Raw genomic sequence first — 12,454 nt, 5'->3', positions numbered from 1 at the left:
ATAGCAGGTATGGAACACCACTCACCACCCGGCACCAACAGCCAGCGCGCCAGGTATGCCGTCGGCGGCGTGCTCGCGGCTGCGGCCGGTATGGCGGTGGGTCACCTCGTGGCGGCGTTCGTGAACCCTGCTGCGTCCCCCGTGCTCGCTGTGGGCTCGACCGTCATCGACGCGACGCCAACGCCCGTCAAGGAGTGGGCGGTCCAGAACTTCGGCACCGCCGACAAGCCGATCCTGCTGGGCAGCGTCACCCTCGTGGTCGTCATCGCCGCCGCGGCGATCGGGCTGGTCTCCAGGACCAGGCCGAGCCTGGCCAACATCCTCGTCGTCGGGCTGGCCTCGCTGGCCGGCCTGGCCGCGTGGTTCCGCCCCGCGTCGGCGCCCTTCGACATCGTGCCCGCGTTCGCGACGGCCATCGTCGGCGTCCTCACCATCACCGGCCTGCGGACCCTGATCCCGAACCTGCCCACCGCCGGCGCCGTGAGCAGGTCGTCCAGCTCGACTGCGCCCAGCAAGGGGGACTCCAAGCCCGAGTCGCCGCTGGACCACACGGCATACGCGAAGGGGTCGGCCGGGGCACCGGCCCGACGCAACTTCCTCCTCGGCGCCGCAGGGGTCACGGTCGGCGCCGCGGCGCTGGGTGCCCTGGGCCAGAACCTCGCCGTTCCAGCCACCGACCCGGCCTCGATCGCCCTGCCCAAGCCGCAGAACACCCTCGAGGCGCTCCCCACCGGACTCGAGGGCAAGGTCAAGGGCATCACCCAGTTCCGCACGCCGATCGAGGAGTTCTACCGGGTCGACACGGCCTTGGTGATCCCGCGGATCAACGTCGCGGACTGGAAGCTCGAGATCGACGGCAAGGTCGACAACAAGCTCACGATCACCTTCGACCAGCTGCTCACGATGCCCATGATCGAGAAGGACATCACCCTCAACTGCGTCAGCAACGAGGTCGGCGGCCCCTACATCTCCTCCGCGCGCTGGCTCGGCGTGCGGGTGCGCGACCTGCTGGAGCACGCCGGCATCCAGGACGGCGTCGACCAGATCCTCAGCGAGTCCACCGACGGCATGACCATCTCGACCCCGGTCGAGGCGCTGACCGACGACCGCGACGCGATCATCGCCGTGGCGATGGACGGTGCGCCCCTCCCTGCGCGGCACGGGTTCCCGGCGCGCCTGGTGACGCCGGGTCTCTACGGCTTCGTGGGCGCCACCAAGTGGCTGACCAGGCTGACCGCGACGACGTATGCCGCGGAGCAGGCTTACTGGACCAAGCGCGACTGGTTGACCGACGGCACCGTCAAGACCCAGGCGCGGATCGACACGCCCGCAGGTCTCGCGACCCAGCCCGCCGGCAGGATCGCGGTCGGCGGCGTGGCCTGGGCCCAGCGCCGCGGCATCACCGAGGTCGAGGTCCGGGTCGACGACGGTCCCTGGCAGAAGGCCACCCTCGGCCCCGACGGCGGGACCGACTACTGGCGTCAGTGGTTCTGGGTGTGGGACGCCACGCCCGGCCGGCACGACCTGACGGTCCGCGCGAAGGACGGCACCGGTGCGTTCCAGACCGAGCAGCGGGCCGACCCGTTCCCCGGTGGCGCCTCCGGTTGGCACTCGATCGTCGTCCTCATCTCCTGACCCGGGAGCCCCCAACCCCTGCGCACGGCCCGACCGCAGCTCCCGGTCGGGCCGTGAGCTCGTGGAGGCCGCATGCCGCTAGGACACGAATTCCCAACTGGCAGAAAAAGATTCGAAACGGCCCAATCCACCCTCTGGGCAGGTCCGAATACCGGGTGTCAGAGAGTCCACACCAAGGAGCCACCATCATGCGTCTCGCACGCCGCAGCACCATTGCAGCCTTCGCCCTCGCCCTTCCGCTCGGCCTGGCCGCCTGTGGGAACTCCGGTTCCGACACCGCAGCCTCGCCCACCTCGTCCGCGCCCAGCTCGTCCTCGAGCTCGTCCTCCTCCACCACCGAGGACATGACCGCAAAGCCGTTCGGCGCCGGCTGCTCCGCGGTCCCCGCGGACGGCAAGGGCTCGTTCTCCGGCATGGCCACCGACCCGGTCGCCACCGCCGCCAGCAACAACCCGGTCCTGTCGACCCTGGTCACCGCGGTGACCGAGGCCGGTCTCGGCGAGACGCTGAACTCGGCCAAGGACATCACCGTCTTCGCCCCGAGCAACGATGCCTTCGCCGCCGTGCCGAAGGCCACCATGGACGCCGCGATGAAGGACCCCAAGGGTCTGCTGACCAAGGTGCTCACGAACCACGTGGTCCCCGGCAAGCTCACCCCGGAGATGCTTGCCGGCGAGCACAAGACCCTCGGCGGCGGCACCATCAAGGTGACCGGCTCCGGTGAGTCGTTCAAGGTCGGCGAGGCCAACGTGATCTGTGGCAGCGTGCAGACCGCGAACGCCACGGTCTACATCATCGACGGCGTCCTGCTCCCCGGCTGAGACTGAATCAGCGATGATGGTGCCCATGGCAGCAACCCCCTCAGGTCCTCAACCCTCCTGGGGTGGTGCTGCCGTGGGCACCGACCTTGCCGGCCTCCTCCGAGCCAGCGCCCAGGGTGACGAGAACGCCTTCGCCCAGCTGTACGACGCGGTGGCCGCCCGGATCTACGGGTTGGTGCTCCGAGTCGTGCGGGATCCGGCGCAGTCACAGGAGGTCGCGCAGGAAGCCTTGCTGGACATCTGGCGCACCAGCGCCCGGTTCGACCCCGCGCGGGGCAGCGCGGTGAGCTGGATGCTCACCATCGCGCACCGCAAGGCGGTCGACCGGGTGCGGTCCGCGCAGGCGTCCACCGACCGCGAGGACACCTACGGCTCACGGAACCAGGAACGCACCTACGACGAGACGGCCGAGACGGTCGAACGTCGCCTGGACGCCCAACGAGTACGCAGTGCCCTGGACTCGCTCACCGAGACCCAGCGCAGCGCGGTCGAGCTTGCCTACCTCGGTGGCTACACGCACACGGAGGTGGCCTCCCTCTTGGGGGTGCCGCTCGGCACCGCCAAGACCCGAATACGCGACGGACTCATCCGCCTGAGAGACAGCATGGGGGTGCAATCATGAGTGCAGACATCCACGGACTGGTCGGTGCCTATGCAGTCGACGCCATCGACGAGCAGGAGCGCATCGCCTTCGAGCTGCACCTCGCCGAGTGCCCCGAGTGCCAGGCGGAGGTCGCCAGTCTCCAAGAGGCAGCGAGCCACCTGTCCCTGATGAGCGAGACCGCGCCACCCTCGTCGATGCGTGACTCCGTGCTGGCCGGCATCCGCCAGGTCCGGCCCCTCCCCCCTCTCGAGGCGCAGTCCGGTGGCCCAGTCGCCTCTGGGCCCGTTGGCGGTTCCTCGCCCACGGCTGACGCGCCGACCCGGACTGGGTCCGACGTCGTCCAGCTCCGCCCCCGCCGTCGGGTCACCGCGTGGCTCGCAGCCGCAGCCGCCGCCGCGGTCCTGCTCGTCGGTGGCATCAGCTGGAGCCCGTGGGACGACGGCACGGGTGGCACCGTCACCGAGCAGGTGCTCGCGGCCAGCGACGCCCAGCGCTACGAGAAGGTCATCGGTGGCGCCAAGGCGACCATCGTGCGCAGCGCCTCGCTGGGCAAGGCGGTCATCATCGCCGACCACATGCCGTCGGCGCCCGACGGCAAGGACTTCCAGCTCTGGCTCGACCAGCCCAACCGGGGCATGGTCAGCGCCGGGGTGATGCCCCACGGGGCGGCCGACACGGTGACCGTCCTGCTCGAGGGCGACGCTGCGACGGCGACCGGCGCGGGGATCACCCTGGAGCCGGCTGGTGGCTCTCCCGCACCGACGACCGCACCGGTGGCGCTGTTCAGCTTCACGTAGCAGCAGCGTCACCTGACCCCACCCGACTTCTGGCCACTCGTGCCGCACCGCAGGGCCATCCGGCCCCTCAGGTGCGAGCTGGGTGGCCAGAAGTGCGTGGGGGCGCGCCTACCGCAGGGACGGCAGGAGGCCGGCGACCTCGTTCAGCACCGCCTCGCTGCCGGCATACACGCCCTCGGCCCTGGGCCAGTGCGTCACGACGTCGGTGAACCCGAGCTCGCGGGCCCGTCCCACCAGCTCGACGAAGAGCCCCGCGCTCTCGAGCGAGAAGCGCGGCGCCCCGTCGAGCGAGAGGTAGCGGTCCAGCGGCTCGGCCCGTCCGGCATCCGCCTCCGTGGCGTCGAGCCGGGCCGACAGCTCCGCGATCCCGCTCCACCACTCGTCGAGGGTGTCGCCGCCCTTGCCATAGGTCACCCAGCCCTGGCCGAGCCTGGCCGCCAGCCGTAGTGACCGCGGCCCGTTGGCGGCGACCACGAAGGGCACCCGGGGCTGCTGCACGGACCCGGGGAGCGTGCGGGCGTCGACCGTGCGGTAGTGCGCCCCGGCATGGTCGACGTGGTCCTCGCGGAACAGCCGGTCGAGCACCTCGACGAACTCGTGGAACCGGTCCACCCGCTCCTTGACGGTCTGCTCCTCGCCCAGGATCCGCGAGTCGAGGTCACCGCCCGTCCCCAGACCACACAGGAGGCGACCACCCGAGATGTCTTCCAGCGCAAGGAGATCCCGCAGGAAGACATACGGGTGGCGGTAGTTGGGCGAGCTGACGAAGGTGCCGAGCTTGATCGTCGAGGTGACCGTCGCCGCCGCCGTCAGCGTGGGCAGCGCCCCGAACCACGGCGAGTCGGGCAGGCCCGCCCACACCAGGTGGTCGTAGGTCCACGCGTGGTCGAAGCCGTACTCCTCCGCCCGCCGCCACAGCGGGGCGGCCTCGGTCCAGTGGTGTTCGGGGAGGATGGTGATACCAAAGCGCATGCGGCGAGCGTATGCCGCGTGGTCACCACGCGGCATACCCCTCCTGCCTGCGTGGGAGGCTGGGGGGCATGAAGGCCACCATCCTCAACGCCCCCCGCGACATCCGGGTCGAAGACGTGCCGGACCCGACCATCGTCAAGCCGACGGACGCCCTCGTGCGGGTGACTGCCGCCTGCGTCTGTGGCAGCGACCTGTGGCCGTACCGCGGCATCAACGACGTGACCGAGCCGACGCGGATCGGGCACGAGTTCGTGGGGATCGTCGAGGAGGTCGGCGCGGAGGTGCGCGGCCTGCGCCCGGGTGACTTCGTGGTGGCGCCCTTCATGTACTCCGACAACACCTGCCCGCACTGCCGGGTGGGCATCCAGTCGCGGTGCTCGGCGGGCGGGTTCTGGGGCGGCAACGACCGGGACGGCGCCATGGTGGATGGCGGGCAGGGCGAGTACGTGCGCGTGCCGCTGGCCGACGGCACGCTCGTCTCGACGCGGGAGGTGCCGGACGACAGCCTCGTCCCGAGCCTGCTCAGCCTGTCGGACGTCATGGGCACCGGCTGGCACGCTGCGGTCGCCGCCCGGGTCCAGGAGGGTGACACGGTCGTGGTCGTCGGCGATGGGGCCGTCGGGCTCAGCGGCGTGCTGGCCGCACAGCGCATGGGGGCCGACCGGATCATCGCCATGTCGCGGCACGAGCCACGCCAGCGGATCGCCCGAGAGTTCGGGGCCACCGACATCGTCGAGGCGCGCGGCGACGACGCCGTCACCGCCGTGAAGGAGCTCACCGACGGTGTGGGCGTGGACGCGGTGCTCGAGTGCGTCGGCACCAACGAGTCGATGTCCACGGCCATCGCGGCCGCCCGGCCCGGCGCGACCGTGGGGTATGTCGGCGTGCCGCACGGGATCGAGTACCCGGTGCGGGACCTGTTCGTGCGCAACGTCGGCATCGCCGGCGGCATCGCGCCGGCCCGTCAGTACCTGCCGCAGCTGCGCGACGACGTGCTGTCCGGGGCGATCAACCCGGGGCTGGTGTTCGACCTCGAGGTGCCGTTGTCCGAGGTGGCCGAGGGCTACGCGGCGATGGACGAGCGCCGGGCCATCAAGTCGCTCGTCCGGCCCTGACGGCGGAGGACCGACACGGTGCAGGACTTCCGGATCGAGGTCGACGAGCACGGCGGTAGCACGGTGCTCGTCGACGGCTATCCGCAGTCCTACGTGAGCCTCGACGACCCCGAGCTGCTGGTCTTCGGCTACGTCCAGCACCTCGGTGCCGTCCTCGACTCCCTCCCTGACGGGCCGGTCGCGGTGACCCACGTCGGCGGTGCCGCGATGACGCTGCCCCGCTACGTGCAGACGACCCGGCCGGGCTCGCCACAGATCGTCCTCGAGCCCGACGCCCCGCTCACCGAGCAGGTGCGCAAGGAGCTGCCCCTCCCCCGGGGCCACCGGATCCGCGTGCGTCCCCAACCGGGGCGCGAGGGCGTCACGGCCCTCAAGGACGCGAGCGCTGACGCCATCGTCGTCGACGCGTATGCCGAGAGCCAGGTGCCAGCCGACCTCACCAGCTCCGAGTGGTTCGCCGAGGCGGCTCGGGTGCTGCGACCGGGTGGGGTGCTGGCCATGAACGTGGCCGACGAGCCGGACCACCGGCACGCGGCGCGGGTGCTGGCCGGTCTGGCCCAGCACCTCCCCCACACCGCCGCCATCGCGCAGGTCGACATCTGGAAGCGACGGCGGTTCGGCAACCTCGTGCTGGTCGGGTCGCGACAGCCGCTCTTGCTGGGCTCGATCATCCGCAGCGTGGCGCGGGGCGCCTTTCCCAGCACGGTCTTGGAGGGGGGCGCCCTGGCGCGGGCGCTGGGCTCAGGGCGGCCGTTCTCCGACACCGACGCGGCGCCCTCGCCCCGGCCGCCGACCGCGCCCGGCGAGTGGCGGATCCGCTGACCGACCCGAGAGCAGTGCCGCTCGGCTGTCACCTGATGGGACGGCCGGTGCGCATCCCGCTCCGAGCGCCGATGATGGGCCGATGCCCTCGCTGACGCTGCCCACGCCTCGCACCCCGGACCCACACGACGCTCCGGCCCTGCGCTGGGGGATCCTGGCGCCCGGCGGTATCGCCCACTCGTTCGCCACCGCCCTGCGCGCGGCATCCGGGCAGCAGCTCCAGGCCGTCGCGTCCCGGAGCCTGCCGCGCGCCCAGGCCTTCGCCGACGAGTTCGGGGTCACGGCGGCATACGGGGCCTATGACGAGCTGGTCGCCGACCCGGACGTCGACGTGGTCTACGTTGCGTCCCCGCACTCCGAGCACCGCGCCCAGGCGATGCTCGCGACAGCTGCTGGCAAGCCGGTGCTCGTCGAGAAGGCCTTCGCCCGCAACGCCACCGAGGCCCGCGAGATCTTCGAATCCGCCTCTGCTGCTGGCGTTTTCGCCATGGAAGCGATGTGGACCCGGTTCCTCCCGCACATCGACGTCGTACGTCGGTGTCTCGAGGACGGTCTCCTCGGCGAGGTCCACACCGTGCACGCCGACCACGGGCAGCGCCTCTACCCCAACGGACCCGCACGGCTGTCCGAGCCCTCGCTCGCCGGCGGCGCGATGCTCGACCTCGGGATCTACCCCGTGTCGTTCGCCCACTTCGTGCTCGGCGACTTCGTCGACGTGACCGCCAGTGGTCGACGCACCGACAAGGGCGTCGACTCGCAGGCCTCGATCGGGGTCACCAGCAGTCGCGGGGCCATGGGCGTGCTCGGCACGACGATGCTGACGAAGACGCCCACGACGGCAGCCGTGTGCGGTACCGAGGCCCGCCTGGAGATCGACGGCGACTTCTACGCCCCGAAGGCCGTCGTCCGCCTGGTCGGGAACGACGGGACCGAGCTCGACCGGTTCACCAACGCGGACACCCAGCACGGGCTGCACTTCGAGGCTGCGGAGGCGGCCCGTCAGGTCAGCGCCGGGGCGAGCGAGTCACCACTCCTGCCTTGGGCCGAGACGCTCACGATCATGGACGCACTCGATGACGTCCGTGCCCAGATCGGCGTCCGCTTCCCCGGCGAGTAGGCGCCGCGAGCACCTAGAAGGTGTCGCCTCGACGCCAGGCCATCTCCTGCAGCTCGAACGAGTTGCCGTCGGGGTCGGCGAACTCCGCGCCCTTGACCCCACCCCCGAAGTCGTGGACCTCGCTGACTTCGACCCCGCGCGCGACCAGCTCGGCCCGGGCCGCCTCGATGTCCTCGACGACCAGGTGCAGACCTCGGATGCTGCCCGGCTCACCCTGGTAGACCTCGAGCCCCGTCCCGAAGCCGATCGAGCAGCCCGACCCCTCGGCCGTGAGCTGGACGACCCGGATGCCATCGGCGGGCTGCACGTCGACGTCCTTCGTGAAGCCCAACGTGCCCTCGTAGAACGCGATGGACCGCTCGACGTCGGCGACGGGCAGCGGGACCAGCTCGAGCTTCATCTGCATGGGTCGACCCTTCTCGGAGTGTTCGGCTGCGGCTGATCGTCGCACGACCCGGCGTCGATCCGTGCCGGGTGGGGTGCGGGCGCGGGAGGCGGGCGGGGGTGCGGGCGCGGGTCAGGCGAGGGGGAGGTATGCCGCGAGGTCGGCCCGGTGGCCGCTCACCCGGAGCGTGCCGGACTCCCAGGCACCGTCCCAGGTCAGCGCGCCGGTGGCCACCGCGAGCCAGGTCTGGGCGTCGGTCTCGACGACGTTCGGGGGCGTGCCGCGCGTGTGGGTCGTGCCGGTGATGCACTGGACCGCCCCGAACGGCGGGACGCGCACCTCGACGCTGCGCCCCGGCGCGACGACGGAGAGCTCCTCCAGCGTGTAGCGCACGGCGGTGGCCAGGTCAGCCCGGTCGGTTTCCGACCCGTTGGCCCGCCAGACCGACACCGCGGCACGTCCGGCGGCGACGGGAACTCGGCGGCGCGGCGGCATACCGGCATCGTCGCACGGCCCACCCACACTCGATGACCCGCGGCACTGTGAGCTGTTCGGCTTACGAGAATGGGTACTTCTACCCATGGCGGGTGTCGGAGCCCCGACGTACTGTTCAAGGCGGGGACACACAGGGGACGAACGGCCCGGGCGCGCGGGGGATGCGCGACCGGGCCGCTCGCATGTTCCGGCACTGTCCCCGGTTCGAGGTGGTCCACGACCGGAATCCGGTCGTGGACCACCTCGAACCGGAGCGGCTGTCAGCCGCCGAAGACGTCCCGCATGGTCGCGGTGTGCGCCGTCCGCAGCTCGTCGAGCGAGACCGTGAACTGGCCCTGGACGTCGAGGCCGTCGGTCTCGTCGTCCACCACCCCGATCCGGGCGTGGACCTGGCCGCGCGCGGTGCACATGTCGGTGAACCGCACTTCCTCCGAGCGGGGCACCGACACGACGACGCGCGCGGTGGACTCGCTGAAGAGGGCGGTGAACGCGTCGATGCCGTCGCGCTCGCACACCGCGTCGAGCCAGATCCGGGCGCCGGTGCCGTAGCGCATGGTCGCCTCCGCCAGCCCGATCGCCAGACCACCGTCGGACAGGTCGTGGGCCGCGTCGACGAGGCCGTCGCGGCTGGCGTTGACGAGGATCTCGCCGAGCAGCTGCTCCGCGCCCAGGTCCACGACCGGCGGAAGGCCGCCGAGGTGACCGTGCACCACGTGCGCCCACTCGCCACCGGCCAGCTCGTTGCTGGTGGTGCCGAGCAGGTAGATGACCTGTCCGGGCGTCTTCCACCCCGAGGGGGTGCGCCGGGCGACGTCGTCCATGACCCCCAGCACGCCGATGACCGGAGTCGGGTGGATCGCGACATCGCCGGTCTGGTTGTAGAAGCTGACGTTGCCGCCGGTGACGGGGATGCCCAGGGTCTTGCAGCCCTCGGCGATGCCCTTGACCGCCTCGCGGAACTGCCACATCACGCCCGGGTCCTCCGGCGAACCGAAGTTGAGGCAGTCGGTCACCGCCAGCGGGGTCGCCCCGGCCGTGGCGACGTTGCGGTAGGACTCGGCCAGCGCGAGCTGCGCCCCGGCGTAGGGGTCGAGCTTGGCGAACCGACCGTTGCAGTCGGTCGACACCGCCACACCGCGACCGGTCTCCTCGTCGACGCGGACCACACCCGCGTCGTCGGGCATGGCGAGCGCCGTGTTGCCGAGCACGTAGCGGTCGTACTGGTCGGTGACCCACGACTTGTCGCACAGGTTCGGGGAGGCGAGCAGGGTGAGCAGGTCGGACTTGAGCCCGAGGCCGTCCACGGGACGTCCGAGCGTGTCAGTGCCGTTGTCCTGCAACGCATCGAGGTATGCCGGCCGCTCCAGTGGGCGGTGGTAGGTCGGGCCCTCGTGGGCAACCGACCGCGGCGGGACGTCGACGATGACCTCGCCGTGCCAGGTGATGACGAGGTGGTCCCCGTCCGTCACCTCACCGAGCACAGTGGCCTCGACGTCCCAGCGGTCGGTGATCGCCATGAACTCGTCGAGCTTGCCGGGCTCGACGACGGCCATCATGCGTTCCTGGCTCTCCGACATGAGGATCTCCTCAGGTCGCAGCGAGGCGTCGCGCAGGGGGACGCGGTCGAGCTCGATCTGCATGCCGCCGTCACCGTTGGACGCCAGCTCACTGGTGGCGCAGGACAGGCCCGCACCGCCGAGGTCCTGGATCCCGTCGACCACGTGCGCGGCATACAGGTCGAGGCAGCACTCGATGAGCACCTTCTCCGCGAAGGGGTCGCCGACCTGCACCGCGGGGCGCTTGGTCGGGCCACCCTCGTCGAACGTCTCGGACGCCAGCACGGAGACGCCACCGATGCCGTCGCCACCGGTCTTGGCGCCGAACAGGATCACCTTGTTGCCGACCCCGGAGGCCTTGGCGAGGTGGATGTCCTCGATGCGCATGGCGCCGATGCAGAGCGCGTTGACGAGCGGGTTGCCCTGGTAGCAGTCGTCGAAGACGACCTCGCCACCGATGTTCGGCAGGCCGATGCAGTTGCCGTAGCCACCGACACCCGCGACCACGCCAGGGAGCACGCGCTGCGTGTCGGGGTGGTTGAGGTTGCCGAACCGCAGCGGGTCCATGATCGCGATCGGGCGGGCACCCATGGACATGATGTCGCGGATGATGCCGCCGACCCCCGTGGCGGCGCCCTGGTAGGGCTCGACGTAGGACGGGTGGTTGTGCGACTCGACCTTGAAGGTCACCGCCCAGCCATCGCCGATGTCGACGACGCCGGCGTTCTCGCCGATGCCGACGAGGAGCTTCTCGCGCATCTCGTCGGTGGTGTTCTCGCCCCAGAGGGAGAAGTGCACCTTGGAGGACTTGTAGGAGCAGTGCTCCGACCACATCACCGAGTACATCGCCAGCTCGGCGCTGGTCGGCCGCCGACCGACGATCTCGCGGATGTTGGCGTACTCGTCGGCCTTGAGCCCGAGCTCGACCCACGGCTGGTCGACGTCGGGGGTCTGCGCCGCGTGGGCGACCGTGTCGAGGACGGGCTTGTCGACCTGGGCGGTCGTGGGGTGCGCGGTCATGCGGTGGCCAGTGCCTTCAGGACGGAGGTGAAGAACGGGAGCCCGTCCGTCGATGGGCCGTAGCCCTCCTCGATGGCGTGCTCGGGGTGGGGCATCAGGCCCACGATGTTGCCGCGGTCGTTGGTGATGCCCGCGATGGCGCGGTATGAACCGTTGGGGTTGTCACCGGCATACCGGAAGACCACCCGACCCTCGCCCTCGAGCTCGTCGAGCGTGCGCTCGTCGGCCACGAAGCCACCCTCGCCGTTCTTGAGGACGATGGTGATCTCCTGGCCGGCCTCGAAGTCGGAGGTCCAGGCGGTGGCGGCGTTCTCGACGACCAGGCGCTGGTCGACGCAGTTGAACTTGCGGTGGTCGTTGCGGATCAACGCGCCCGGGAGAAGGTGCGACTCGCAGAGCACCTGGAACCCGTTGCAGATCCCGATCACCGGCAGGCCACCCTGGGCGGCGGGGATCAGCGCGTCCATGACGGGGGCGAAGCGGGCGATCGCACCGCAGCGCAGGTAGTCGCCGTAGGAGAAGCCTCCGGGAAGGATGACCGCGTCGACGCCCTTGAGGTCGGCGTCGCCGTGCCACAGCGTGACCGCCTCGGCGCCGACGGCGCGCACGGCGCGAGCCGCATCACGGTCGTCGAGCGAGCCCGGAAAGGTGACGACCCCGACCTTCACTGGTCGGGGTCCTCGGATGCCCGGACGCTCACGACGTCCTCGATGACGGGGTTGGAGAGCAGCTTCTCGGCCGCCTCAGCCGCCGCTGCGAGGTGCTCGTCGGTCACCTCGCCGTCGACCGTGAGGACGAAGCGCTTGCCCTGCCTCACGTCGGTGAACTGCTCGAAGCCGAGCCGGGGAAGAGCCCCGTTCACGGCCTGCCCCTGGGGGTCGAGGATCTCTGGCTTCAACATGACGTCGATGACGACGTGGCCCATTCGGGTGTCTCCTGGGTTGCAGCGGGGTGGTGCGGGGAAGGGAGCACGCGCAGTCTATCCGCGCCCGGGCGGTGGGTATGCCGCGCGGTCACCTCCCGGACGGACGAGGCTGAACTCGAGCGAAACCCCCTCGGACCGGTCACCGCACCGGGTCGACCACCCGGGGGGCTCGACCCCCTTTCCCGCAGCC

General features: G+C 70.9%; 13 protein-coding genes. 7 read left to right on the top strand and 6 right to left on the bottom strand.

Translation table 11 applies throughout. The annotated features are described in order from the left end of the window. Positions 1-9: 9 nt before the first annotated feature. The 4 genes from ASG95_RS02310 to ASG95_RS02295 all read left to right on the top strand — a co-directional run bounded on the left by ASG95_RS02310 (position 10) and on the right by ASG95_RS02295 (position 3,857). Positions 10-1,635 carry a molybdopterin-dependent oxidoreductase gene (locus ASG95_RS02310; protein WP_057376416.1) on the top strand — a complete coding sequence of 542 codons (1,626 nt, stop codon included), beginning with the start codon at positions 10-12 and terminating at the stop codon, positions 1,633-1,635. Between the two features lie 188 nt (positions 1,636-1,823). Continuing rightward, complete coding sequence (locus tag ASG95_RS02305; protein WP_057376415.1) at positions 1,824-2,456, top strand: fasciclin domain-containing protein; 633 nt, start codon at positions 1,824-1,826, stop codon at positions 2,454-2,456. Between the two features lie 25 nt (positions 2,457-2,481). After that, complete coding sequence (gene sigK / locus ASG95_RS02300; protein WP_235543255.1) at positions 2,482-3,078, top strand: ECF RNA polymerase sigma factor SigK; 597 nt, start codon at positions 2,482-2,484, stop codon at positions 3,076-3,078. Continuing rightward, on the top strand, positions 3,075-3,857 hold the full coding sequence (locus ASG95_RS02295) for an anti-sigma factor domain-containing protein (RefSeq protein WP_057376414.1): 783 nt from the start codon (positions 3,075-3,077) through the stop codon (positions 3,855-3,857). Before sigK ends, ASG95_RS02295 begins: the two co-directional genes overlap by 4 nt. Positions 3,858-3,965: 108 nt before the next feature. On the opposite strand, the gene ASG95_RS02290 is transcribed toward ASG95_RS02295, so the two are convergent. After that, positions 3,966-4,829, bottom strand: coding sequence for an LLM class flavin-dependent oxidoreductase (locus ASG95_RS02290; protein WP_057378677.1), 864 nt, complete (start codon positions 4,827-4,829; stop codon positions 3,966-3,968). A 68-nt stretch (positions 4,830-4,897) separates the two neighbouring features. Between ASG95_RS02290 and ASG95_RS02285 the strand changes: the two genes are divergently transcribed. From ASG95_RS02285 to ASG95_RS02275, 3 genes are all read left to right on the top strand, one after another. Then, complete coding sequence (locus ASG95_RS02285) at positions 4,898-5,944, top strand: zinc-dependent alcohol dehydrogenase family protein (protein ID WP_057376413.1); 1,047 nt, start codon at positions 4,898-4,900, stop codon at positions 5,942-5,944. A gap of 18 nt (positions 5,945-5,962) precedes the next feature. Continuing rightward, positions 5,963-6,766 carry a spermidine synthase gene (locus ASG95_RS02280; RefSeq protein ID WP_057376412.1) on the top strand — a complete coding sequence of 268 codons (804 nt, stop codon included), beginning with the start codon at positions 5,963-5,965 and terminating at the stop codon, positions 6,764-6,766. Between the two features lie 82 nt (positions 6,767-6,848). Further along, on the top strand, positions 6,849-7,883 hold the full coding sequence (locus tag ASG95_RS02275; protein WP_057376411.1) for a Gfo/Idh/MocA family protein: 1,035 nt from the start codon (positions 6,849-6,851) through the stop codon (positions 7,881-7,883). Positions 7,884-7,896: 13 nt separating this feature from the next. On the opposite strand, the gene ASG95_RS02270 is transcribed toward ASG95_RS02275, so the two are convergent. The 5 genes from ASG95_RS02270 to purS form a co-directional block, all read right to left on the bottom strand. Continuing rightward, on the bottom strand, positions 7,897-8,289 hold the full coding sequence (locus ASG95_RS02270) for a VOC family protein (protein WP_057376410.1): 393 nt from the start codon (positions 8,287-8,289) through the stop codon (positions 7,897-7,899). A 111-nt stretch (positions 8,290-8,400) separates the two neighbouring features. Further along, positions 8,401-8,763, bottom strand: a complete 363-nt coding sequence (locus ASG95_RS02265) for a sterol carrier family protein (RefSeq protein WP_056922007.1) — start codon at positions 8,761-8,763, stop codon at positions 8,401-8,403. A gap of 260 nt (positions 8,764-9,023) precedes the next feature. Continuing rightward, complete coding sequence (gene purL, locus ASG95_RS02260; RefSeq protein WP_057376409.1) at positions 9,024-11,339, bottom strand: phosphoribosylformylglycinamidine synthase subunit PurL; 2,316 nt, start codon at positions 11,337-11,339, stop codon at positions 9,024-9,026. Then, positions 11,336-12,007, bottom strand: a complete 672-nt coding sequence (gene purQ, locus ASG95_RS02255; protein WP_056922005.1) for a phosphoribosylformylglycinamidine synthase subunit PurQ — start codon at positions 12,005-12,007, stop codon at positions 11,336-11,338. The genes purL and purQ overlap by 4 nt, the downstream gene beginning before the upstream one ends. Further along, complete coding sequence (gene purS / locus ASG95_RS02250) at positions 12,004-12,264, bottom strand: phosphoribosylformylglycinamidine synthase subunit PurS (RefSeq protein ID WP_056922004.1); 261 nt, start codon at positions 12,262-12,264, stop codon at positions 12,004-12,006. The genes purQ and purS overlap by 4 nt, the downstream gene beginning before the upstream one ends. Positions 12,265-12,454 lie beyond the last annotated feature (190 nt).

It is taken from the genome of Phycicoccus sp. Soil803, from assembly GCF_001429685.1.
In the GTDB taxonomy this organism is placed as follows: Bacteria; Actinomycetota; Actinomycetes; order Actinomycetales; family Dermatophilaceae; genus Pedococcus.
Note: the sequence above shows the minus strand (reverse complement) of the source record. Positions and strands in the feature narration are given on the sequence as shown.